Genomic DNA, 24,448 nt, shown 5'->3' on the forward strand with positions numbered 1-24,448 from the left:
GTCGTTTCCCCCTAATGTTTTACCCTTTTTGGTTTATTTTGAAGCAGTCGCAACTGCCAATGCTAATGAATATACTTTTGTTTCTGCTGAATCAGCACGAGATGTTAAAACAATCGGTGCTTTTGCGCCAGCAATCATTGCTCCTACTTTTGCATCCGCAAAGTATACGAGTGATTTATATAGCACATTTCCAGCTTCAATCGTTGGGACGAGTAAAATGTCTGCCTTACCTGCTACATCACTTACTATGCCTTTATGCTCTGCTGCAATTTGTGATACTGCATTATCTAAAGCAAGTGGTCCATCAACGATACAATCTTTAATTTGTCCGCGGCGATTCATTTGTGTTAACATCGCTGCATCAATTGTCGCCTGCATCGCTGGATTCACAACTTCTACTGCTGCAATTGGTGCCACTTTTGGCAAGTCGATTCCTATTGCCCGGGCAACTTCTACAGTATTTTGTATAATAGCAGCTTTTTGTGTTACATCAGGTGCGATGTTCATCGCTGCATCTGTAACGAAAATAAGACGATCATAGTTTGGAACTTCAAATGCTGCTACATGTGAAAGTACGCTACCTTTACGTAGGCCCCACTCTTTGTTTAACACAGCCTTCAAAATATTCGCTGTTGGGATGTTACCCTTCATAAGCACGTCTGCCTCACCATTTCTCACAGCTTTAACAGAAAGTTCTGCAGCCTCTGCATTAGACATTGCTGCAATCACTTCAACATGTTCTGAAGTTTGTAAACCATGTTCTTGTAGCATCCCCATTATTTTTTCTTGATTTCCATATAGACGAAATTGAGCTAGCTGTAATTTAATTGCTTTCGCTACAGCTTCAATTACTTCATGATCTTCAGCTACTGCTACAGCTACAGTTTTTTTAGGCTGTCCCGCTGCTTGATCAATTAAGTATTCTAACTTCATATTTTGTAATCAACCCTTTCCGTCGTCCCTCGTCTATTTATAAAGCAAATACCGTGCCAACTTTTAAAAGTGGTCTTACCAATAATGAAAACGCATTCAAAATGCAGTAAAATCAATACTTTGGAAAATAACAAAAGATTCTGTCTTATTTTGTCGCTTTTTGTATACCATGCAATAAATTGCACGGTACGCAATTTATTGCATGCCATTTTTTGCATGGTCATACTTTTCTAGCTTATAATATAAATTTCGAACGGAAATTCCTAACGCTTTTGCAGTTTGTGTTTTATTCCCATCAAATCTCTCCAAATATTCATGAATAATATTCCCTTCAAACTCTGTTACTAAATGTTCAAGTGGCTTTTCTTCTAATTCAGGTAATAAATGAGATTGCTTTGACTCCACCTGCTCTTCATTATGTAATGGCGGTAAATGTTGTACATCAATATAGATCTCGTTATAATTCATAAAAATAATCGCTCGTCCTAAAATATTTTCAAGTTCTCTCACATTTCCTGGCCATTCGTATGATTGTAAATATAAAATAGCTGAATCAGTGAGCCCTTCTACATTACGACCATAATCTTGATTAATTTTTTGAATCAACCTGTCCGCAATTTTCGGTATATCTCCTTTACGTTGACGAAGAGATGGAATTTGAATTGGAATTTTATTTAATCGATAATATAAATCCTCCCTAAACTTCCCTTCTAGAATAGCCTTTTCTAAATTCACATGTGTCGCTGCAATTACTCGAACATTAATGGGTATCGCTTTCGTTCCACCAACTTTTACAATTTCTTTTTCCTGCAATACACGAAGGAGTTTCGCTTGTGTATTTGCAGATAACTCCCCTATTTCATCTAAAAAAATACTACCGTTATTCGCTTCCTCAAAGAACCCACGTTTCCCACCTCTTTTCGCTCCAGAAAACGCCCCTTCCTCATAACCAAATAATTCACTTTCTAACAACGTCTCCGAAATGGCCGCACAGTTTACACGGACGAATTTATTGTATTTCCGATTACTTCCATTATGGATTGCATGTGCAAACAATTCTTTACCAGTCCCAGATTCACCACGTAACAGTACCGTTGCTGGTGTATTCGCTCCTAGCTTCGCCTGTTCGATAGCTGCCGTTGTTTCATCTGAATTTCCGACAATATCATCAAATGAATATTTTGCTTCTAATGTGCGAATAATTTGCCTTGCTCTATTCAATTCATTTGTTAACTTTTGAATTTCCGACACGTCACGGATAACGCCAACGCTTCCTTTCAATATTCCATCCACAATAACTGGCGCTACGTTTACAATTACATCGCGCTTTTTTTGCCCAATCTTCATATGTATTCCGCGCACCGCACGACGCGTTCGAAGTACTTTCATATGCATACTTTCGCCTTCTACAATATCAGTTGTAGCAGGCTTCCCAATAATATCTTCTTCTGTTAGACCCGTTAATTTCGTATATGCCGGGTTAATGACTAAACCTCTTCCTTTTTCATCCACAACCGAAATCGCTTCTTCAGATGAGTTGATAATTGCCTCTAATAGTGTTTGAATTTCTTTTAAGTCTGTAACTTCTTCCGCTAAATCTACAACTTCTGTTATATCTTTAAAAATTGCAAATGCCCCTTGTACCTCTCCGCCTTCTTTTAATATCGGTATACGCGTTGTAATAATTTTCTTTCCATTCTCTAATGTTAGTTCATAATTTACTTCTATTTGTTTCGTACGTATAATGCGAAGTAATTTACTAGTGGGAATGACTTCTAAAATATATTTTCCTATCGCCTCTTCTTTTTTATATCCGATAATACGCTCCGCACTTTTATTAAAAAGACGAACTTGTCCCTCTCGATCAATTACGATCATGCCGTCATGCGTAGAATTTAAAATTAATTCTCCTTGTTGCGTTTGTTCCTCTAACCGCCCAATTAGCCCTTCCTTCTCATGCGCTAATCCTGTAACAATTTTTGCAATATCACCTGGTATAAGAAGAGTGTCTTTTTTCTTTTTTTCCAATAAAACTTTATGTACATCATCTTCACCTGTCATATCAAATATTACATCGATATGCATAGAAAGAAATGGAGTTACACTTTCTCCAATTGCAATTCCATATTCCTTAGCAATTTGTAATCCTTTTGCCAACGGATTTATATCAATAATCCCTATAATTTGAAATATATTCGAATTATGTAACAGATTCAGCAGTGCGCTCCCGCCTTCACCTGCACCAACAATTAATACTTTTTGTTTCATATATTACACTTCCTCTCGAAGTAACTCTGCAAATTTTTTCACACCCTTATCTTACTCGTTCAGCACCCTCTTGACAAACCCCCTTTCCGTATAACATCATTAAAATATACGAAATAATCTAAAAAGGAGAGTTATGTATGCAGCGTTACGTTGCTCTACTATTAGCACTCATCCCTATTTCATTAGCTGTGTTTGGTATAAAGTTAATGAGAGATACTGTATTCGGGATTCTATTTCCACCAATCTCTATACTGTGGTTACAATTTTTAATCGGCGCTCTCTGCTTCGGGCTCGGGTTTTATATCTTCGGTGGCTTTGTCTTGCACCGAGACCGTAAACGAAATAAAGTACAAGCTCGCTTTAGAAGATAGGAATGCCCCACTATTTATAAATAAAAAAATGAGACCGTTACACGCGGTCTCATTTTTTTATTGACAACAACGTTCTTGCCGTTTCAGGGTAATCAGTAATAATCGCCGATATATTCATATCAAAATATTTACGCATAAGCGTTTCTTCATTAATTGTATAAGGGCGAACCTCTACACCACTTTCCATCGTTAGTTCGGCAATAGCATCTTGAAGGTAACGATAATTCGGATGTACTGCTGTAGCTCCCATTTTTTTCGCGTATGCCCACGGACTATGCAAACCTTCGCGATATAAAATAGCTGTTTGAATATCAGGAGCCATCATATGGCACCGTTTCATACTGTAGTGATTAAACGAAGAAAATACAACGCGATCCTCTAAACTAAATTTCCGTACAAGCGTTATAACTTCTTCCTCTAAACCTCTGTATGGAATTTTATTATTTTTAAGTTCAATATTAAGTAGCAAACTCGTTCGTTCAAGCCATTCTAATACCTCTTCTAAAAGTGGTATTTTACAAAACCCTACTTTATCACCAAATTTATAACTTGCATCTAACATGCATAAATCCTCATATACATAATTCCGAACCGCACCTTTTCCATTTGTTGTCCGGTCCACCGTTTCATCATGGATGACGACAACTTTTCCATCTTTCGTTAATTGAACATCAAGTTCAATTCCATCCGCTCTAAAAGACTCAGCCGCTTCAAATGAAATCATTGTATTTTCTGGGTACGTTCCAGCCGCACCACGATGCGCAAATATAAGAGTCATCCTCACTCCCCCAATCTTATGCTATACTATACGAAAAAGGAGGTACTTCTATGAGACCATTACAAATTTCTCCAGATACTGCAGTCCGCTTATCAAAAGCACTAGGTGTTCCACTTGAACAACTCATGCATATGCCACAGCACATTTTAATTCAAAAGCTAGTTGAATTAGAAAAACAAAATAAAGACGAAGAATAATACAGTCCTGTTTTGCAGGGCTTTTTATTTCCCTCCATTATACCATGGATACTTTCCCTACTAAAATTCTTTAATAGATGTACTTCGGTGCAATTTAGCCGTTCCTTCATCATTTAATAATGAATCATATCTTTTCTTTTTTGTTACAAGTCATAAAGAAAGCAGACTATTTATTTATAAGTCCCCATTGCATCCTTAAAACACGATAATACAAAACTAGAAAGCCTTTATATTATTTTTTATTGAACGTGCGGAGCATCCCCTGATTCGTATAGTTCTTTCGCCTTTTCCTCCCCGAATGTAGTTAAAATATAATGTTGCTCTTCTAACGCATCCATTGCTCTAGTTGCTTTACAAACGCTATCTTCTTGAGCATCCGAGAAATAATTGTGATCTTCTACAATTTTACTAAAATCTTTTTTCACCCATCTATCAGCAATTGCTAATAGCTCATTTTTCTTCGCAAAGCTACTCTTATTTATGATTTCTTTTAACTTTTTAGCATTATTTTGAACCATTGGGATAGAGCCCGATTTTCGTTCTGCCACCACTTTTTGATGAGTCATGTGATGCATCGCTGTAATGACTTCGCTTTCAGTAGAATTTTCAGTAACATACACATCAACAAAGATTCCATCTACCTCTCTACCTACTATCGTTTGGTCTTCTTTTTTGTCTATTTGAGCACTTACCTCTTTATCTGCTGGATTATCGGCAAGTTCTAACATTCCAAATGTAACTGCTACAGCAAGAACTCCCATAGCTGCTACTATTCCTAACCAAGTTAAAATTTTATTTTTCATTCCCCTTCTCCCTATCTATACCTATTTAATTACCTTATAAAAAACTCACTTATATGTAATATTACTAAAAATAGGTTTTATTTTCCATGGTATGAAATAATCTCTTTTTCTCAACAAAATAAAAAGACCAACGAATCATAACATTCATTGGTCTTTCATTAAAAAGTTTATTCGTTTTAAAATTAATATCGAGTATAGCGTTCCAGAATACATCGGTTTTACTAAAACGAAAACCCATTGCTACTTCTACTCTCAGCTAGCTTTATGTTCAAGTCTCAGCTTATCCGCAACCATTGCGATAAACTCAGAGTTCGTAGGTTTTGCTTTTGACATGGATACTGTATAACCGAATAAGGACGAAATAGAATCAATATTCCCACGGCTCCAAGCTACTTCAATCGCGTGACGAATTGCTCGCTCCACACGGCTTGCTGTGGTATTATATTTCTTTGCGATATCTGGATACAATACTTTCGTAATCGATCCTAATAATTCGATATCGTTGTATACCATGGAGATTGCTTCTCGTAAATACATATATCCTTTAATATGAGCGGGTACACCAATTTCATGAATGATACTCGTAATACTCGCATCTAAATTTTTCGGTTTTCCATCTACTGTTGTTGCTGATCGGAATGATGGTAGTGGACGTTTAATCATAGCATTTGCTTTACCACTCACTTGACGAATATGACTCGTTAAATTCTCCATATCAAATGGTTTTAATATGAAATATGAGGCACCTAAGTCAACTGCTTTTTTCGTCACATCTTCTTGCCCGAATGCTGTCAACATAATTACGCTAGGCTGTTTTAACCTTTCAATATGTCGCATTTTTTCCAATACAGCTAAACCATCTAAGTGTGGCATAATAATGTCTAAAACGAGTACATCAGGTTGCTTATCTGTTAATAAGTTTAAACACTCTTGACCATTATAAGCAGTACCGATTACTTCCATATCATCTTGAGCAGCTACATAGCTCTCTAACATTGATACTAGTTCTTTATTATCATCCACAAGACATACTTTAATTTTCTCCACAGCTTTTCCTCCCTTACCGAATCGATTCTCCGACATGTGTATCCTTCTAGGCTACATGAATTGTTCGACAATTGTGTGAAAATTCCCTTTTAAAGTTTCTTACTTTCCGATAAAATCACAAAAAAATATGTTTATCGTTCATTTATTCCCTTTCGCAACACATTCCATCATAGAAATACAACGAAACGTTCAACCCTTTTCTTTTATTTTACAACAAAAAACACCTCTTGCGGAGCTTTTACAAAATTTCAACGAATTTTTCAACAGAAAAAGCGAGCTAATATGTATTAGCTCGCTTTTTTCTCTTGATCATAAATATTAATTCCAGCTTGATGTAACATCCATTCAATATGAACACCATATCCTGATGTTGGATCATTTACAAATACATGTGTAACAGCACCAATTACTTTTCCATTTTGTACAATTGGACTTCCACTCATTCCTTGTACGATACCGCCCGTTTTCGCTAATAGACGTTTATCTGTTACTTTTATTACCATACCCTTTGTAGCTGGGAATTTTTGCTGCACTGTACTAACGACTTCAATATCAAACGCTTCTACTTTATCTTGATCAATAACTGTTAATATTTTTGCCGGTCCTTCTTTTACTTGATGAGATAATGCGATAGGCATTGCTTTATCCATTATACCGTTTTTCATATTCGTATTTAATTTTCCAAAAATACCATATGGACTATTAATTGTAATATTGCCAATCACTTCACGATCTGGTGAAAATCTTGCTAATTTCTCGCCTGGATTCCCATGACTGCCTCTTTCAATTGATGTAACTGTCGAGCGCATAATTTGTCCATCTTCGACTTGAATCGGCTTTTTTGTATCATTATCAGAAATAACATGACCAAGCGCCCCGTATTTCATAGAATCCGGATGAACAAATGTCATCGTTCCAATTCCAGCTGCCGAATCACGGATATACAAGCCAATTCGATAAGACGCTTCACCATTGTCTTTTTGCGGCGTTAGCTTCGTGCGAATATATTTTCCATCTCTTAGCAATACAAGATTAAGCGGTTCACCTGTTTCTCCACTATTATGAATAAACGGTGCTACATCACTCATTCTTTCAATGGTTTTACCATTAATTTCAGTAATCATATCTCCAATTTGTACACCTGCTGTTTCACCAGGAGATATTTTACCTTTTTCAGTTTGAATTAAATGATGGCCTACAACAAGTACACCTTTTGTATTTAATTTCACACCAATTGATTGTCCACCTGGAATCACTTTAAAATCTTTTAACACTTTCACATTTACTTTTTTCACTGGAAAACCCGCAAGCTGAAATACCATATCAGCTTCACCATTTTGATGAGAATTTACCATAAGTCCTTGTTTTTGTTCATTCGAACTCACTGTAAATACATGACGATTTGTGGATGAAGCTTTGAAAACTGGTAATGATGATATTTCTGATTGTTGTCCTTCAAAAACAACAAGTTGTTTCGGTGATGAAATAAACGTTCGAAGCGGTTTAAAACATCCAATAAAAACTAAAGAAACAAGGAGACAAAGACCTATTATTTTTCGAAATTTTTCTAATTTCAACTTGTTCACTCTCCTCGCTCCTACCCCACATTCAGCCTCTTGGCTTCACTTTTTAATCTCTCCTTGCAATGCTTTATTTATAACCGGAAGAATTAAGAAATCGTCATTTGAGAAAAAAAGCTATCCATTACTGGATAGCCTCTGCTGTCTGTTTAAAATGATGCGCTTGCGTAAGTAATTCTTTCGCATGCTCCGTCGTTAAATCTGTGATTTCCACACCAGAAATCATTCGAGCTATTTCTGTTACTTTATCCTCCATAGTTAAAACAGTAACTGATGTAATTGTCCGATCATTCGCTACTTGTTTCCGAATAAATAAATGCGAATCTGCCATTGAAGCTACTTGAGGTAAGTGCGTAATACAAAGTACTTGCGAGTTTACTGATACTCGATAAATTTTTTCAGCAATAGCCTGTGCGACCCGGCCACTTACACCCGTATCCACTTCATCAAAAATAACAGATGCAACCCCTTGATGCTTAGAAAAAATGCTTTTTAAAGCTAAAATGATACGAGATAACTCTCCGCCAGAAGCAACCTTTGAAAGTGGTTTTAGCGGCTCTCCTGGGTTCGTCGAAATATAAAATTCCACATGATCGTAACCATCTGCCGTAAGTCTTACCGGTGCACCTTCCACAAGGGGTTCTTCTGCATTTCCTTCTCTCTTCATAATTCTCACTTCAAATTTCGTTTTTTCCATATATAATTCTTTTAATTCCTGATGAATTGCATTTGTAAGGTGTTCTGCAAGCTCATGACGCATATTACTTAACAACGTTGCTTCTTTCAGAATAACACTTTCTAATTCCTTCAACTGTTTCTTCGTCGTTTCAATATGAACGTCTTTATTTTCAATTGTAAATATTTCTTGTTCAATTTTATCTGCATACGCTAAAATCTCTTCTACAGTATTTCCATATTTTCTCTTTAGCATACGAATTTCATTCAAACGTGTTTCGATTTCATCTAAACGATTTGGATCATATTCCATCATATCGAGCTTTTCTCTCAGTTGATATGCAACCTCTTCTAATAAGTAATAGCTATTTGCAATTGAATCATGATTCTCTTGATACATTTCATCTAAATGTGTAATACTTTCCATTTGTCCCATTGCGCTTCTTACATTATCTAATCCTTGTCCGTCAGCACTCAATGAACGATATGCATCACCTAATGCTTTATAAATCTTTTCAAAATTAGAAATTTGCAATCGTTCCTCAGTTAATTCATTTTCTTCATCCATCTTTAAATCGGCTTTGCGAATTTCTTCATGCTGAAATTGAATTAAATCTAAGCGATGTGCCATCTGTTGTTCATTTTCACTTAACGATTTCAATTGTTTTTTTAATTTTTCATAGTCAGCGTATACGTTTTGATATATGTCTAGTTGTTTAACGATTCGATCCCCATCAAAGTGATCAAGCATAAACAGATGTCGTTCTTCATTCATTAAATCTTGCGTTTCATGCTGTCCATGAATATCAACAAGTGTTTTCCCAATTTCTTTTAATATGCTAAGTGTAACAAGCTTCCCATTTACACGACATACACTCTTCCCGTTCGCAGCAATATCACGCTTTAAAATAATCATGCCATCTTCTATTTCTATATCTAACTCTTCTGCCTTTTCAATACATGGATGCTTATCATCTTCAACATAAAACAGCCCTTCAATCTCAGCCTTTTCTGTTCCATATCGAACAAATTCTGCTGACCCACGGCCACCTACAAGTAAACTAATCGCATCAATAATAATCGATTTTCCGGCCCCTGTTTCACCGCTTAAAACCGTTAAACCTTTTTGAAAAGAAATATTTAATGCTTCAATAATAGCAAAGTTTCTAATCGATAATTCCGATAACAATGCCCCATTCACCTCGTTATAAAATAATCCCTTACTAAAGGATTTTCTCAGTTCTTCATTCAAATAATCATGCTATATATTTGTATGTATATACTCTTCTAACCCGCTTCATTGTACCAAACATTTGTTTTACGGGTCAATCCATCTATTTTCTAACTTTATGCAAACAAAATATTATATTACAATTGAAAAATCATATTTTTGACCAATAAAAATATCTTGTTCACTTCCCACTTTACGATGGAAAGCAAACAAGATTTTTTGTTACAACATATTTAAGAAACGATCAGAGACAACACCTGTATCGTCAGGTGTACGGCAAATAATTAAGCAAGTATCATCACCACAGATGGTTCCGATGATCTCATCCCACTCTAAATGATCAATAAGTGCTCCAAGTGAATGAGCGTTACCAGGCAATGTTTTTAGCACAAGCATATGTCCTGCCGTGTCTAATTTTACAAATGAATCCACTAGATTTCGTTTTAATTTTTGTAACGGGTTAAATCGTTGATCTGCTGGCAAGCTATATTTATAGCGCCCATCATGTAATGGCACCTTCACTAAGTGCAGTTCTTTAATATCGCGCGATACTGTTGCTTGCGTTACATTAAATCCCTCATTACGTAAAATATCAACTAATTCATCTTGTGTTTCAATTTCTTTGTTTGCAATAATTTCCCTGATTTTAATATGGCGCTGACCTTTATTCATACATTTGCACCTCACACTATCTCTTACCATAGTTTAAACATTGGTATACTTCACTTATTTATGTTAACTTATAATTCGTTTCTTGTACACAATTGTTTTTACAATCATTATACAATTACAGCAAAAAGAGGAACAACATATGTTATTCCCCTTTCCCTTTTTGTTTTAGAACGTCATGCGCTTCTGTAACAACTTGCTCTATAGAAATCGGAGAATGATTTTCGCCATTCTCACGTTCACCATGCCATTTCAGATGAATTAAAAATTCAATATTACCATCCCCACCCGTAATTGGTGAGAATGTTAAACCTTCCACATCATAGCCCTCTTTTAAAGCAAAATCGACAATCATTTCTACAACAGCTTCATGTACTTTTCTATCACGAACTATACCTTTTTTCCCAACTTGCTCTCTTCCAGCTTCAAACTGCGGTTTAATTAACGCTGCTACATCTCCGTTAGGCATAAGCATTGTTTTTAAAACTGGCAGTATAAGCTTTAATGATATAAATGAAACATCAATACTTGCAAATTGAGGTAAACCACGTTCTAAGTCTGCTGGTGTCACGTAACGGAAGTTTGTTCGTTCCATTACAACAACACGCTCATCCTGACGTAATTTCCACGCTAGTTGATTGTATCCTACATCTAATGCATAAGATAATTTCGCTCCATTTTGAAGCGCGCAATCTGTAAAGCCACCAGTTGATGAACCAATATCTATCATAACTTTATCTTGTAAATCAAGATGAAATGTCTCTAATGCCTTTTCAAGTTTATAACCACCACGACTTACATACGGCATAACTTGTCCCTTCACCGTAATCTCAGTATCTTGCGAGATTTTCTCTCCTGGCTTATCAAGTCTCATCTCATTTGCATATACGAGTCCGGCCATAATGGCGCGCTTTGCTTTCTCACGCGTTTCTATAAGTCCTCGCTCTACTAATAGTACATCTACTCTTTCTTTTTTTACGCTCATTTGTTACGCCCTTTTTTGTTTTGATGGAATCATTGTATGAATACGGTCTACAACAGCATCTGTCGTTAAACCAATTTCTTCTAATAATTTTGTTACACTTCCGTGCTCTATGAAGCGGTCTGGAATACCCATTCGTTCAACTAATGCACTATGGTAACCATTTTCAGATGCAAATTCAACTACTCCTGTTCCAAAACCACCGATTAAACAAGCTTCTTCAATCGTTAAAATCGGTATATTCTTCCCTAGAAGATCATGTAAATATGCTTCATCCATTGGTTTAATAAAGCGAGCATTCACTACTTTCACTGAAACCCCAGCTTTTTCAAGACGCTCAGCTGCTTCCATTGCCATTGGTATTGTCGTACCAAACGTTAAAATAGCTGCTTGTGTACCCTCTTTTAACGTCTCCCACGTACCGATTGGAATCGCCTTTAATTCTTCATCCATATGAACGCCAAGTCCATTACCACGAGCATAACGCAATGCGATTGGTCCATCTTCATATTGCATCGCCGTATAAACTAAATGTTGCCCTTCATTTTCATCTTTCGGCATCATAAGCACCATATTCGGCAAGTGACGTAAGAATGAGATATCAAATACGCCTTGATGCGTTTCACCATCTGCTCCTACTAATCCCGAGCGATCTATTCCGATGAAAACATTTAAATTTTGGCGGCATATATCATGAACAACTTGGTCATATGCTCTTTGTAAAAATGTCGAATAAATTGCTAAGAATGGCTTCATTCCTTGCGTTGCCATACCTGCTGCCATTGTTGTAGCGTGCTGTTCTGCAATACCTACATCAATCATACGATCTGGGAATTCTTTTTGGAATTTCTCAAGTTTTGATCCAACAGGCATTGCAGGTGTAATTGCTACGATACGCTCATCCGCTCTCGCTAGCTTAAGTACTGTTTCACTAACGACAGCACTCCATGCTGGTGCAACTTCTTTTGGCTTAACGAAGTCACCTGATTCAATTTTATAAGGTCCTGTTCCATGCCAAGTTCCAATAACGTCACTCTCAGCCGGTTTATAACCTTTTCCTTTTTTCGTAATAACGTGAACAAGTACTGGGCCTTTTGTTTTCTTTGCATATTGCAACGTTTCGAATAACTTTTCATAATCATGCCCATCGACTGGACCTAAATATGTAAAGCCTAACTCTTCGAAAAAGACACCAGATACTAGTAAATATTTAAGACTATCTTTTATTTTCTCTGCTGTCGCAGCCACTTTCCCGCCAACTGCTGGGATTTTCTTTAATATATACTCTAACTCATCTTTTACCCAGTGATATTTTCCTGCGGTACGTAAACGACCGAGTACATTATGAAGCGCACCAACGTTTGGTGCAATTGACATTTCATTATCATTCAAAATAACAATCATGTCTGTTTTTTCATGTCCAATATGGTTCAATGCCTCTAAGGCCATTCCACCTGTTAAAGCACCATCTCCAATAATTGGTATAACATATTCTTTCGTTTTCTTTAAATCACGTGCCAGAGCCATTCCCATTGCAGCCGATAACGAAGTCGAGCTATGACCAGTTTCCCATACATCATGCTCACTCTCGCAACGTTTCGGGAAACCACATAGACCTTGATATTGCCTTAATGTACCAAACTCTTTCGCGCGTCCAGTTAAAATTTTATGTACATAGGATTGATGTCCTACATCCCATAAAAATTTATCTTGCGGGCTATCAAATAATTTGTGCAGAGCAATTGTGAGTTCTACTACACCTAAATTAGGTGCAATATGTCCACCTGTTTGAGAGAGCTCTTCAATTAAAAACTTACGAATATCCTCACTCAATCCCTCTAGTTCACTGATAGACATATCTTTCAAAAAACTAGGGTTTTGAATTTGCGTTAGATCCACATGGATCACTCACTTTCATTTCATAATCTGTCAACATGTCAAATATTATAAAAAACATTTACACAAAACAAGAAATTCTCTTTTCTATTTTTCGTCTTGTCCCGCTATTAACCAGTCTATTGCGCCTTAATCCTATTATAAACCATATTTCTTTAGGCGATGAAAAAAATAGCCGCTAACACGAAGTGATAACGGCAATGTAATCTACATATATTTTTGCCAATAACAAGAAAAGAAAAACCTTTTCCTACATTTATATCATAAAATGATGAATGACTCAACAAATGAAAACGCTGTTATATTAGTTATTACGTTTTGCAATCAAATCGCAAATAGATAGTAAATATTCATCTTGTAATTGCAAGGAGCTAATTGCACCTTTTGCTTCTGCAATTGTTTCTTCTAAAATATCCTTTGCTCTATCTACAGTAAACAACGTCGTATATGTGCTCTTTTCATTAGAAAGATCACTACCAATCGGTTTTCCAATCTCTTCTTCGGTGCCTTCGACATCTAAAATATCATCTCGAATTTGAAAAGCTAGACCGATATATTTAGCAAACGTAAGCAACTTTTCTTCTTGCTCTTCTGTCGCATCAGAAAGTATCGCGCCCGCAAGTACAGCAAATTCAAGCAGTTTTCCGGTCTTATGTTTATGGATGTACTCCAATTCATCAATCGTAAGGCGTTTCCCTTCAGCCTCCATATCTGCCACTTGTCCGCCAACCATTCCTTCTGGTCCTGCTGCTTTTGCAAGTTCAAGTACAAGTCTTACTTTTTTTTCTGCAGAAATTTCTTTTTGCTCATATGCCATAATAACTTGAAAAGCATACGTCAATAAGCCATCTCCTGCTAAAACTGCCATCGCTTCACCAAATACTTTGTGATTTGTGGGCTTTCCTCTTCTTAAATCATCATCATCCATACAAGGTAAATCGTCATGAACTAACGAATATGTATGAATCATTTCAAGAGCACAAGCTGCACCTACTCCAAGATTTCTTTCTTTCCCAAAAGCTTGTAATGTTGCAAACAAAAGTAACGGGCGGAGACGTTTTCCACCCGCTTCTAAAGAATATGCCATCGCTTCACGAAGTACATTTGGACATTGTAATTCATTTGCATAGCTTACAAGTTTCTCTTCTACGAAAGTTTTACTTTCCTTCAAAAAAGTATCAAAAGCAATCGTCACTATGCTTCATCTCCTAAAGCAGTAAACGGTTCAAGCTCTCCATCTTCCCCAAGAATAACTGCCATTTGTTCTTGTACATTCTTCAACTTCTCATCACAAAGCTTAGATAATTCCATACCCTCTTTAAAATAAGAAATCGCTTCTTCTAAAGGTACGTCACCTTGTTCTAGCTTAGAAACAAGATGCTCAAGTTGCGAAATTGCCTCTTCAAAGCTTAATTTATTTTCCATTATTCAATTCACGCTCCTCTATGCCTGATACGCTACAATCTAGTATTCCATCTTGTAATTGAACTGAAACAGCATCTCCAAGGCTTACATCTTTCACACTTTTTAACACTTGCTTCTCTTCATCATATACAAGCCCATACCCTCTCATCATTACTTTAAGCGGACTTAACGCTTCAAGTTTTTGAGCAGCTCTTACAAAGGCAAATTCTTTCCTTTGAAGTAACGTTTGCATTTCACGTTGTAATTGCTTTTGCAAAGTTTCAACAGCTACCTTCGTTTGAATAATTTTTTGAGATGGGTGGTGCTTCTCTAAATAAAATGAAAGTTGCTTTAACTGATTCACCTTTTTATCAATATAGCGCTCTTTCGCTAAAACAAGCTGTTCTAGCGCTCTATCTAATTGCTCTTCCTTTTGCTCATATACTTGTCTTGGATAACGGAACGCATACGATTTTTGCAACACTTGTAGTTTTTCTTCTTTTTTATGTACTAACTCTTTCATTGCTCTTTGCAATCTCAGAGTTCTTTGTAATACCTTTTCTTGTAACTCTATAATATTAGGTGCTGCTAGCTCAGCTGCTGCAGTCGGTGTTGGCGCGCGTAAATCTGCAACAAAATCTGCGATTGTAAAATCCGTTTCATGGCCTACTGCCGAAATAATAGGAATTTCACTCTTAAAGATTGCTCTTGCAACCATTTCCTCATTGAAAGCCCATAATTCCTCAATAGAACCTCCACCACGACCAACGATTAGTACATCTATCTCTCCCATTTCATTCGCTGTACGAATCGCTTGTACAATCGAGGGAGCCGCTGACTCCCCTTGTACAAGTACCGGAAATACAATAACATTCCCAATTGGATAACGACGTTTAATCGTTGTTATAATATCACGAATCGCTGCTCCTGTTGGCGACGTAATCACACCTATTGTTTTAGCGTAAGGAGGAATTGCTTTTTTATAAACTTGAGAAAAAAGTCCTTCTTCTTCCAAGCGAACTTTTAACTGTTCGTACGCTAAATGTAAATTTCCGACTCCGTCAGGCTGCATGTCTTGAATATAAATTTGATAAGAACCACTCGCCTCGTAAACAGAGATTTTCCCTTTCACGAGTACCTTCATCCCATTTTCAGGTTTGAATTTAATATTACGATTATGACCCGCAAACATAACCGCTGCGATTCTTGCATTTTCATCTTTCAATGTAAAATACATGTGGCCACGGCTATGATTTTTAAAGTTGGAAATTTCACCTTTTAACCAAACAGACTGCAAATGCGGATCATATTCTATTTTTGTTTTTATATAGCGTGTTAACGCTGTAACGGTTAAATATTGCTTCTCCATTTCTCTCTCCTCATAGCCGACTCAAATTATTTACAAACGACACCTGCACGTTTGGCAGATTCAACAGTATTATGAAGAAGCATTGTGATTGTCATTGGACCAACACCTTTTGGCACAGGTGTAATGTAACCCGCAACATCTAACACGTTGTCAAAGTCAACATCACCACAAAGTTTTCCTGTTTCTAAACGGTTAACACCAACGTCAATTACAACCGCTCCTTCTTTAATATAATCCGCTGTTATCATTTTAGGTCGTCCAACAGCTACGATTAAAATATCAGCTAACTTCGATAACTCTTTCATATTTTGCGTCTTAGAATGACAATATGTGACAGTTGCATTTTCATTTAAAAACAATTGCCCCACTGGTTTACCGACAATATTACTTCTTCCAATTACTACTACATGTTTTCCAGAAATATCAAGATTTGTTTCTTTTACTAATTCTACAATACCATGCGGTGTACATGGAAGGAATGTATCTTGTCCCGTCATCATACGTCCCACGCTAATTGGGTGAAATCCGTCTACATCCTTTTCTGGTGAAATTCTTTCAATGATAGCTTTTTCTTCAATATGTTTTGGTAAAGGTAATTGCACCAATATGCCATTAATACGGTCATCGCCATTTAAGCGATCGATTTCAGCAAGCAAACGTTCCTCAGTAATTGTTTCAGGAAGTTCAATTAGCTCTGAGTAAATCCCTACTTGTTCACAGCCTTTTTCTTTTCCTTTCACATAAGAACGAGATGCTGGATCTTCTCCAACTAAAATAACTGCTAACCCTGGTACAATACCTTGCTCTTTCAACTTCACAACTTCTTCTGTTAATTGTGCTCGTTTTTTCTCCGCAACTTCATTTCCTTTGATGATTACTGCTACCATTTTAAGATTCCCCCTTAAAGAATTTACAGTGTATCTTTTATATTAGATAAAACGCCGTTAATAAAACGACGAGATTCCTCATCCCCAAATGTTTTAGCAATTTCAATTGCTTCGTTAATTGTTACGTTGTGTGGAATTTCTTCCATGTATTTCATTTCATACACAGCTACACGTAAAATACTGCGATCAACAATGCTAATACGCTCAAGCTTCCACTTTTTTAAGTTTTGACGAATCGCTTCATCGATTGCTTCTTTATTTTCTACAAAACCTACTACAAGTGACTCTAGAAACTCATTTGTTTCTTCGCCTTCATCTAGCGTGTTTTCCACTGCTACTTTCGGTTCTAATTCACCTGTAATATCCATTTGGTATAATGCTTGCATTGCTCTTTCTCTAGCCGTCCTACGTTTCATTGTAACTCTCCTTTATGCTTCAAGTCTTTCCTTATACTTTGTTATATTATTATAATTTATAAGCCGTCAATTCACTTACTCTTACAGTTTTCATTGATTTTCCAACCTTATAATACAATGATAATAACACAATTTATCGTTTCACACACGGGTTACAAGGCTGAAAAATAATAAAAAGATTAACTTCAAGTTCCATATCTTATCACAATGTACGTTTTTTGGAAAAACGACACATTTTCTTGTTTATTTCTTATTTTTTGAAATAGTATAATAATTAGAGGGTTGTAATTTGTGAAGAAATGAAACGATAAAAAAGATGCCTATGTTACTAGGCACCTTTTCATTCTTACACTGGTTCGATTTCTGTTTTTTGTGTTTCGAATGTTACGCCAACGATGTGAACATTCACTTCTTTTGGCTCAAGTCCTGTCATCGTAAAGAGTGCTTGGCGAATATTGTCTTGAATCTTTTGTGCAACAACTGGAATTGCTACACCAAAATACATTACAACATAAAGGTCAACGATAATATCTTCGTTTGCTAATTCAACCTTTACACCTTTACCATGATTTTTCTTACCTAACTTCTCAACAACATCTGTAGCAAAATTACCGCGCATTGCCGCTACACCTTCTACTTCAGCAGCTGCAATACCTGCAATTACTTCAATTACTTCTGGTGCAATTTCTACTTTACCAAGAGTTGTATCTTGACCCATATCTAACATATGTTCAGCCATGAAAAAAACCTCCTTTAATGTATCACTGCGTCACAAGTTCATGCTCTTCCAAAAATTTCGTATTAAACTCACCTTTTACAAAATCAGGATGATCTAGCAATTGCAAATGGAACGGGATTGTTGTATGTACGCCTTCAATGACAAATTCACTAAGTGCGCGCTTCATTTTTGCAATTGCCTCTTCACGTGTTTTTCCGTGAACAATTAATTTAGCAACCATCGAATCATAGAAAGGTGGGATTGAATATCCCGGATATACAGCTGAATCGACGCGAATACCAAATCCTCCTGGTGGTAAGTACATTTCTACTTTACCTGGAGATGGCATAAATTTTTTGGCAGGGTTTTCCGCATTAATTCGACATTCAATTGCCCAACCATTAAATTGTACTTCTTCTTGCTGTAACGATAACTTTTCTCCTGAAGCAACAAGAATTTGTTCTTTAATTAAGTCCATTCCCGTTACCATTTCAGTAACCGGATGCTCAACCTGAATTCTCGTATTCATCTCCATGAAATAAAAGGTTTTCGTTTTATATTCATAAATAAACTCAACCGTACCAGCACCTGTATAATCAACCGCTACCGCCGCTTTAACTGCCGCTTCACCCATCTGCTTGCGAATATCTTCATCAAGTGCAGGTGATGGACTTTCTTCTAATAGTTTTTGCAAACGGCGCTGAATTGTACAATCACGCTCTCCTAAATGAATGGCATTTCCGTGTGTATCTGCCATTATTTGAATCTCAACATGGCGGAAATCTTCAACGTACTTTTCTAAGTATACACCAGGGTTCCCAAAAGCGGTACTAGCTTCTTGCTGTGTAATTTGAATTCCTTTTATAAGCTCTTCTTCATGGCGTGCAACACGAATACCTTTTCCGCCGCCACCTGCAGTCGCTTTAATAATAACTGGATATCCAATTTGATTAGCAAGCTCGATCGCTTCTTCGGTATTTTTAATAATCCCTTGTGAACCTGGTACAATCGGAACCCCTGCTTCTTTCATTGTATCACGAGCAACGTCTTTTGTGCCCATCTTTGAAATAGCTTCTGGACTTGGACCGATAAAAATCAAGTTACATTCACGGCATAACTCTGCGAAATCTGCATTCTCTGCTAAAAATCCGTATCCCGGATGAATAGCATCGCAGCCTGTTAACTTCGCAACGCTAATAATGTTCGTCAAATTTAAATAGCTTTCTTTCGAAATCGTTGGTCCTACACAATACGCCTCGTCTGCAATCTGTACGTGAAGTGACTCTTTATCTGCTTCTGAATAAATTGCAACTGTTTCAATATCCATTTCTTTACAAGCACGAATAATTCGTACAGCAATTTCCCCACGATTGGCTATTAATACTTTTTTTATCATCACAAAGACTCCCTTATTACGCTTTTACAAGAAATAGCGGTTGTCCATACTCAACAAGCTGTCCGTTATTAACAAGAATTTCAACAATTTCGCCCTCTACATCAGCATCAATTTCGTTAAATAACTTCATAGCCTCGACAATACATACGATAGAATCTTTCGATACTCTATCCCCAACACTTACATATGGAGGTGTATCAGGTGAAGAAGAAGAATAGAATGTACCTACCATTGGTGAGGTGATCTTATGTAGGTTTTCATCTTGAACAGTTTTCTTCTCTTCTTGTTTTGGCGCTTCTGCTTGCGCTGCTGCTACTGTCGTTTCAACTTCAGCAGGCGCTACTGGTTGCATAGCTTGTTTTGCTGCAGGTGCTTGCACAGCAACAACTTCATTACCACGCTTTTTCATTTTGATTGTTGTACCGTCTTTTTTGTATTCAAATTCATCAATATTAGAGCTATCAATTAATTTAATTAATTCACGAACTTCTTGAATTTTAAACATGTAAAATCCACTCCCATACTCTTGTTTGTCCCGTTTTTACAGATTCTCGTCACGAAAACTAGATTGACTGTAAAAATACGATGTATTCTATTAGAAAATATATTTCATTAACTAATAGAAATATTTACTATTTCCATCTTACGATAAATTTTTTAAACATTCCAATTTATATTTCTTTATAATAAATCGAAACTCCTGTAAAAATATTATTCCAATAAAAATTTAATACCTAGTAATAATACCAAGTTTCACATGAAATTGGCAAGACCACTTCTTAAAAAACATTCACTACTTTAGCAAAACGTTACACAGCAAACATGCCATTCCCTCTCCACTCTTCACTACACCTATAGTCAATAACATATTTTTACCAAATATTATTTTTTTGTTTACACGCCGTTCATCATTCCTTCATATAAGAATAGTATGTTCAAAGTGTAGAAAATATATTGTGTCGAGGTGTGGAAATATGATATGGCTCATTCTCTTTTTACCTGCTGTAATCGTTTGGGCATGTGTTCTTTGCATCCACGTCAAATCCGGAAAAAGTAATCATCAGTACCATGAACCATTAATCTTTTACTCGCAACGTGTTTCTCCATTCCGAGTTGAACATAGTAAAAATAACTACAAAGACGAAATAGAAAAAAGCTATCGAAAATGATAGCTTTTTTCTATTCACACGTTTACTTACATACTCTATTTTACTATTTGCATACCCTTTGCTTAGTAAAAGATAATAATCCGCAGGGAAATCCCTGCGGATTAAAGTTTCACTTATTTCGCTGGTGGATCAAATTTCACACCTACATCTTTTGATCCGCCTTCACTTCTTACAAGTTGAATAATTTTATTTGCTTCTTTCTGTGAATGTTTTGCCGCTTTAACCGTTACTCTAATGTCAGTACCATCAGCTCTTACAAGAGCATCTGGATATCCTCCTTGAGATTTAATTACTGTCTCAAGTAATTCTTGCTTCGTTTCCATTGTCGTAATGGCATCAAAATTTTCTTTTGCTTTATTCTTTTCTGTTGCTGAAGCTTTTGTTGAACTCATCACTTCTTGTAATTTTGCTTTCGCTTCACTACGCTGATCTTCCATTTGCATACGTAAAGCTGTGAAATTCTCATCACTTGATTGAACTGATACATTGCCCTCTTTTTTACTTGTTTCTTTTTTTGCATTTTCTTTTTTGTCTGTTTCTTTATTTGTTGTTTCCTTGCTTGTATTTTCTTTTTTCGGAGTTTCTTTAGGCGCTTCGTTTGTTACTGCTTTATCAGTACCTTGTTTTTCTTGTCCAATCTTTTCACCTGTTGCCGGCGATGCTGTATTCATTTTGTCAGGAGTTGTTACGTAATACACAGATAGTACAACAACTAAACTTAACATCGTTAATAACCAAACTGTTTGTTTTTTTAACACTTTATTTCCTCCCTATCAATTTTTCGGTGAAACTGAAACGCGATGGGCCGGTACATCTAGCAGCCTTATCACAGCTTCTTTTACCATTGCTTTAACTTGTATATTATCCACTCCCTTTGCTACGACAAGAACACCACGTACTTTCGGCTTCTCTGTTCGTAAAACAACAGGAGTTTCTTTATCCCCTTCACGTATAATGACAGTCTTTTCATCAAGAGACTCGTCCTCTACTTCTCTCTTACCGCCTGTTTTATCCGTTTCACCTGTTGTTTGTGAGCGTTTCACTGTATTTTTTTCTAAAATTTTTTCTTCAGATGAATCTAAATTCACTTTAATCGTTACGTCTTTTACTCCTGCTATTTCTTCTAAAGCAGTTTTTAATTCTTGTTCATACGCTTTTTCATATTTTTCTACATTTGACATACTATCATTACTTTTTTGTCCGAAAGTTGGTACGTCTTTTTCTTGATTTTGAGTTTTTTGTTCTTTAAATACAGGTACTTCTTCTTTTTTACTTGAAAAGAGACTACTAGAAAACATAAGCAACATTCCAAGTATGAGTAGGACAAGTAAAAACTTAGGTGTTACCTTTTTACCCTTCTCGTTTCTTTCTTTTTGATCCCCATTCAATAAGTTTCGAAAAAATGAGAACTTCGAATTTTTATCTTTATTGTCCATTTACTCTACCTGTCCTCCCTTCCATTTGAACTTGGATTTGTTTACCCTCTAGTTGCCACCTGCTTGAAAAGAAATCTTTCATTTCTACATTCGTTTCTTCCACTTTTTTTGGAGGCTCTTTCGTGTTAATTTCAATTGGCTTTACTGTTTCGATTGCATCATTTTTACTACGTTCTTTTTCTTTCAACGTCACAACAACAGATTGAATATCTTTCGCTGACTTTACTTCTTCTGTATTTTCTGCTGCGACTATTTGTATTTCAGAGACAGTCATACCATACTTTTTCTCAAACTCTTTTCCTACTTCTTTTTTCATTTTGGTAGCCATCTCTTCTAAACTATATGCACGTGTTAGAGCTTGTATTTCTTTTTTCTTCGAATCTATTGAATTTTTTACAGATCCTTCTGCTACGTACTTTTCTTCATTAAAATTTGCAATTACTTCATTTACATCTGTCTGCAATAGTTTAAAAAGGGGCGTTAAAATTAATACGACTAACAAAAGACTTACAACGAATTTAACGTATTTTTGCAAATTCGAATTTGGAAGAATAAGATGAAGCATTGTTGCTAAGAGCAAAAAAACGATAATATTTCTGATCCACTCTGTAACAAATTGCATACTCTTCACCTCCTACCGCATCATAAGTGTAATATTCCCCGCAGCAATAATAATTGTAATACTTAAAAAGAACATAAATGATACGATAGCTAAGCAAGCAAATACGTAAATGATGCTTCGTCCAATAATGTCTAAACATTGAATAATTGCTCCGCCGCCAACCGGTTGCAATACTGCTGCTGCGAATTTATAAATAAATGCAATACAGAAAATTTGAATCGCTGGAAAAGCAACAATTAAGCATAAAATGACGAGCCCAATAATTCCGACTGTGTTTTTCAATAATCCTGATGCGCTAATAACAGTATCTGCCGCTTCTGTAAACATCCTTCCAACTACTGGAATGAAGTTTCCTGTTACAAATTTAGCAGTTTTCACAGCTATTCCATCAGCAACAGCTGTTGCTGTTCCTTGTACAGATAATACTCCTAAAAAAATTGTTAAAAAGACACCGATAATCCCTACGCTAACGTTTTGCAGAAGCTTGGATAATTTCGTCACTTTATATTGATCACTCATTGTACTTACAATACTTAATATCGTTGCCAGTAATAAAAGTGGTAGAACGATATAATTCATAAGAAGCCCACTCGTATTCATTAAGAAAATGATAACCGGATGAAAAAATGATACAGATACAACCCCGCCCCCAGTTGCTATAAGCGCCAGCAAAATTGGCAATAACGCTAATATGAAATCTACCATTGTTTGTATCGTTTCTCTTGCATATGTCATAACGACATAAAAACTATTTAAAGCAAAAATAATAAGTACCATATACACAACAGCATCAGCAATTTTACTTACGCTACTTTTTGAAAAAGCGGATTGCAGTGATTGCAACAATGCACTAAAGATTGTGAGCATAATAAGTGTGCCAAGCAGTTTTCCATTAGCAGCAAGCTCATGAAATAAATATTTTAATAACCCTATCATCCACTCTTTTAGAGAGAATTCTTTTTCTCCCTTTACAAACTCCATAAAGCTCCCTTTTTGACTCTCTGGCAAATAGCCTCCATATTTTGTAACAAGCCCGTCCCAAAATTGCTTCACATCTTCAATTCCGAGCTTATCCAATTGTTGATCAACGACGTTTGTTTCTACAGGAGAAGCTTGTACAACAATCGGTAAAGAAAAGAAAAGGAAGCAAGCAAATAGCAGCTTAGCTCCAAACCTCCTCAACATTCACTCCCCCTTATCCCGTCGGTAAAAATCCGAGAATAGTTTCAATTACAACCGTCAAAATAGGAATCGCCATAACGAGAATTAAGATTTTCCCAGCAAGTTCAATTTTCGAAGCGATGGCACCTTGACCAGCATCTTTTGTAATTTGGGCTCCAAACTCAGCAATATAAGCAATTCCAATAATCTTTAGTAACGTTTCCACGTAGACGTTACTAACTTTCGCTTCACTTGCTACTCTCTCAATCATTTGTAAAATAGAATGAATTTGATCGATTAAAATAAGAAACATCACGCTACCTACGAACACAATAAATAAAGATGTAATACTAGATTTATGCTGATTCAAAACAGCAGCTAAAAACGTAGCAACGAGGCCTAATCCGACAATTTGTATAATTTCGATTCGAACCGCCTCC

The 24,448-nt window shown here is 36.3% G+C and carries 26 protein-coding genes; 3 read left to right on the forward strand and 23 right to left on the reverse strand.

The window, feature by feature from the left end; genetic code table 11:
- Positions 1-33: 33 nt before the first annotated feature.
- Together yqiS and ACW0JX_RS20275 are read right to left on the reverse strand one after the other, a co-directional pair.
- Positions 34-933, reverse strand: coding sequence for a phosphate butyryltransferase (gene yqiS / locus ACW0JX_RS20270; protein WP_000764675.1), 900 nt, complete (start codon positions 931-933; stop codon positions 34-36).
- A 195-nt stretch (positions 934-1,128) separates the two neighbouring features.
- Entirely contained in the window at positions 1,129-3,201 is a 2,073-nt protein-coding gene (locus ACW0JX_RS20275; protein ID WP_459245031.1) for a sigma 54-interacting transcriptional regulator, read from the reverse strand.
- A gap of 137 nt (positions 3,202-3,338) precedes the next feature.
- On the opposite strand from ACW0JX_RS20275, the gene ACW0JX_RS20280 reads away from it, so the two are divergent.
- Positions 3,339-3,572 carry a DUF2627 domain-containing protein gene (locus ACW0JX_RS20280; RefSeq protein ID WP_001190211.1) on the forward strand — a complete coding sequence of 78 codons (234 nt, stop codon included), beginning with the start codon at positions 3,339-3,341 and terminating at the stop codon, positions 3,570-3,572.
- Positions 3,573-3,621: 49 nt separating this feature from the next.
- Here ACW0JX_RS20280 and ACW0JX_RS20285 read toward each other — a convergent pair whose 3' ends face one another.
- Positions 3,622-4,350, reverse strand: coding sequence for a glycerophosphodiester phosphodiesterase (locus tag ACW0JX_RS20285; protein WP_459245032.1), 729 nt, complete (start codon positions 4,348-4,350; stop codon positions 3,622-3,624).
- Between the two features lie 50 nt (positions 4,351-4,400).
- On the opposite strand from ACW0JX_RS20285, the gene ACW0JX_RS20290 reads away from it, so the two are divergent.
- Positions 4,401-4,547, forward strand: coding sequence for a YycC family protein (locus ACW0JX_RS20290; protein WP_001247671.1), 147 nt, complete (start codon positions 4,401-4,403; stop codon positions 4,545-4,547).
- A gap of 239 nt (positions 4,548-4,786) precedes the next feature.
- Here ACW0JX_RS20290 and ACW0JX_RS20295 read toward each other — a convergent pair whose 3' ends face one another.
- The 15 genes from ACW0JX_RS20295 to accB all read right to left on the reverse strand — a co-directional run bounded on the left by ACW0JX_RS20295 (position 4,787) and on the right by accB (position 20,125).
- Complete coding sequence (locus tag ACW0JX_RS20295) at positions 4,787-5,350, reverse strand: PRK06770 family protein (protein WP_459245033.1); 564 nt, start codon at positions 5,348-5,350, stop codon at positions 4,787-4,789.
- Between the two features lie 252 nt (positions 5,351-5,602).
- The gene (gene spo0A, locus ACW0JX_RS20300) at positions 5,603-6,397 is read right to left on the reverse strand and encodes a sporulation transcription factor Spo0A (RefSeq protein ID WP_011110369.1); all 795 of its coding nucleotides are present in this window, start codon (positions 6,395-6,397) and stop codon (positions 5,603-5,605) included.
- A gap of 287 nt (positions 6,398-6,684) precedes the next feature.
- Complete coding sequence (gene spoIVB, locus ACW0JX_RS20305) at positions 6,685-7,983, reverse strand: SpoIVB peptidase (protein ID WP_063548618.1); 1,299 nt, start codon at positions 7,981-7,983, stop codon at positions 6,685-6,687.
- A gap of 118 nt (positions 7,984-8,101) precedes the next feature.
- The gene (gene recN / locus ACW0JX_RS20310) at positions 8,102-9,841 is read right to left on the reverse strand and encodes a DNA repair protein RecN (RefSeq protein WP_000947734.1); all 1,740 of its coding nucleotides are present in this window, start codon (positions 9,839-9,841) and stop codon (positions 8,102-8,104) included.
- Between the two features lie 264 nt (positions 9,842-10,105).
- A complete protein-coding gene (argR, locus tag ACW0JX_RS20315) occupies positions 10,106-10,555 on the reverse strand; it encodes an arginine repressor ArgR (RefSeq protein ID WP_001032580.1) in 450 nt (149 codons plus the stop codon).
- Between the two features lie 142 nt (positions 10,556-10,697).
- Complete coding sequence (locus tag ACW0JX_RS20320; RefSeq protein ID WP_000111872.1) at positions 10,698-11,537, reverse strand: TlyA family RNA methyltransferase; 840 nt, start codon at positions 11,535-11,537, stop codon at positions 10,698-10,700.
- A gap of 3 nt (positions 11,538-11,540) precedes the next feature.
- Positions 11,541-13,433, reverse strand: coding sequence for a 1-deoxy-D-xylulose-5-phosphate synthase (dxs, locus tag ACW0JX_RS20325; protein ID WP_000366452.1), 1,893 nt, complete (start codon positions 13,431-13,433; stop codon positions 11,541-11,543).
- A 301-nt stretch (positions 13,434-13,734) separates the two neighbouring features.
- Positions 13,735-14,625, reverse strand: coding sequence for a (2E,6E)-farnesyl diphosphate synthase (ispA, locus tag ACW0JX_RS20330; RefSeq protein WP_000150374.1), 891 nt, complete (start codon positions 14,623-14,625; stop codon positions 13,735-13,737).
- The gene (gene xseB, locus ACW0JX_RS20335; protein ID WP_000428423.1) at positions 14,625-14,855 is read right to left on the reverse strand and encodes an exodeoxyribonuclease VII small subunit; all 231 of its coding nucleotides are present in this window, start codon (positions 14,853-14,855) and stop codon (positions 14,625-14,627) included. The genes ispA and xseB overlap by 1 nt, the downstream gene beginning before the upstream one ends.
- Positions 14,845-16,203, reverse strand: a complete 1,359-nt coding sequence (gene xseA / locus ACW0JX_RS20340; RefSeq protein WP_098678596.1) for an exodeoxyribonuclease VII large subunit — start codon at positions 16,201-16,203, stop codon at positions 14,845-14,847. Before xseA ends, xseB begins: the two co-directional genes overlap by 11 nt.
- 26 nt (positions 16,204-16,229) lie before the next feature.
- Positions 16,230-17,090 carry a bifunctional methylenetetrahydrofolate dehydrogenase/methenyltetrahydrofolate cyclohydrolase FolD gene (gene folD, locus ACW0JX_RS20345; protein ID WP_000226732.1) on the reverse strand — a complete coding sequence of 287 codons (861 nt, stop codon included), beginning with the start codon at positions 17,088-17,090 and terminating at the stop codon, positions 16,230-16,232.
- A gap of 23 nt (positions 17,091-17,113) precedes the next feature.
- Positions 17,114-17,506, reverse strand: a complete 393-nt coding sequence (gene nusB / locus ACW0JX_RS20350; protein ID WP_000830247.1) for a N utilization substance protein NusB — start codon at positions 17,504-17,506, stop codon at positions 17,114-17,116.
- A 346-nt stretch (positions 17,507-17,852) separates the two neighbouring features.
- Positions 17,853-18,245 carry an Asp23/Gls24 family envelope stress response protein gene (locus ACW0JX_RS20355; protein ID WP_000807630.1) on the reverse strand — a complete coding sequence of 131 codons (393 nt, stop codon included), beginning with the start codon at positions 18,243-18,245 and terminating at the stop codon, positions 17,853-17,855.
- 22 nt (positions 18,246-18,267) lie between these two features.
- Positions 18,268-19,620 (reverse strand): acetyl-CoA carboxylase biotin carboxylase subunit, encoded by a 1,353-nt coding sequence (gene accC / locus ACW0JX_RS20360; protein ID WP_000592870.1) that lies wholly within the window; start codon positions 19,618-19,620, stop codon positions 18,268-18,270.
- 16 nt (positions 19,621-19,636) lie between these two features.
- Entirely contained in the window at positions 19,637-20,125 is a 489-nt protein-coding gene (gene accB / locus ACW0JX_RS20365; RefSeq protein ID WP_098678595.1) for an acetyl-CoA carboxylase biotin carboxyl carrier protein, read from the reverse strand.
- A 469-nt stretch (positions 20,126-20,594) separates the two neighbouring features.
- On the opposite strand from accB, the gene ACW0JX_RS20370 reads away from it, so the two are divergent.
- Complete coding sequence (locus ACW0JX_RS20370) at positions 20,595-20,789, forward strand: hypothetical protein (protein WP_002000935.1); 195 nt, start codon at positions 20,595-20,597, stop codon at positions 20,787-20,789.
- 113 nt (positions 20,790-20,902) lie between these two features.
- Here the strand turns inward: ACW0JX_RS20370 and ACW0JX_RS20375 are convergent, their stop codons facing one another.
- Genes ACW0JX_RS20375 through spoIIIAD form a run of 5 tightly spaced genes read right to left on the reverse strand, consistent with a single transcriptional unit; the run spans position 20,903 to position 24,426 of the window.
- Complete coding sequence (locus ACW0JX_RS20375) at positions 20,903-21,547, reverse strand: SpoIIIAH-like family protein (RefSeq protein WP_065485172.1); 645 nt, start codon at positions 21,545-21,547, stop codon at positions 20,903-20,905.
- A gap of 15 nt (positions 21,548-21,562) precedes the next feature.
- A complete protein-coding gene (gene spoIIIAG, locus ACW0JX_RS20380) occupies positions 21,563-22,225 on the reverse strand; it encodes a stage III sporulation protein AG (protein ID WP_459245034.1) in 663 nt (220 codons plus the stop codon).
- Positions 22,215-22,847, reverse strand: a complete 633-nt coding sequence (gene spoIIIAF / locus ACW0JX_RS20385) for a stage III sporulation protein AF (protein WP_001161037.1) — start codon at positions 22,845-22,847, stop codon at positions 22,215-22,217. Before spoIIIAF ends, spoIIIAG begins: the two co-directional genes overlap by 11 nt.
- A gap of 12 nt (positions 22,848-22,859) precedes the next feature.
- The gene (gene spoIIIAE / locus ACW0JX_RS20390) at positions 22,860-24,032 is read right to left on the reverse strand and encodes a stage III sporulation protein AE (RefSeq protein ID WP_459245035.1); all 1,173 of its coding nucleotides are present in this window, start codon (positions 24,030-24,032) and stop codon (positions 22,860-22,862) included.
- A gap of 10 nt (positions 24,033-24,042) precedes the next feature.
- Positions 24,043-24,426 carry a stage III sporulation protein AD gene (spoIIIAD, locus tag ACW0JX_RS20395; protein ID WP_077393170.1) on the reverse strand — a complete coding sequence of 128 codons (384 nt, stop codon included), beginning with the start codon at positions 24,424-24,426 and terminating at the stop codon, positions 24,043-24,045.
- Positions 24,427-24,448 lie beyond the last annotated feature (22 nt).

This window comes from Bacillus sp. C-3-6 (assembly GCF_054509685.1).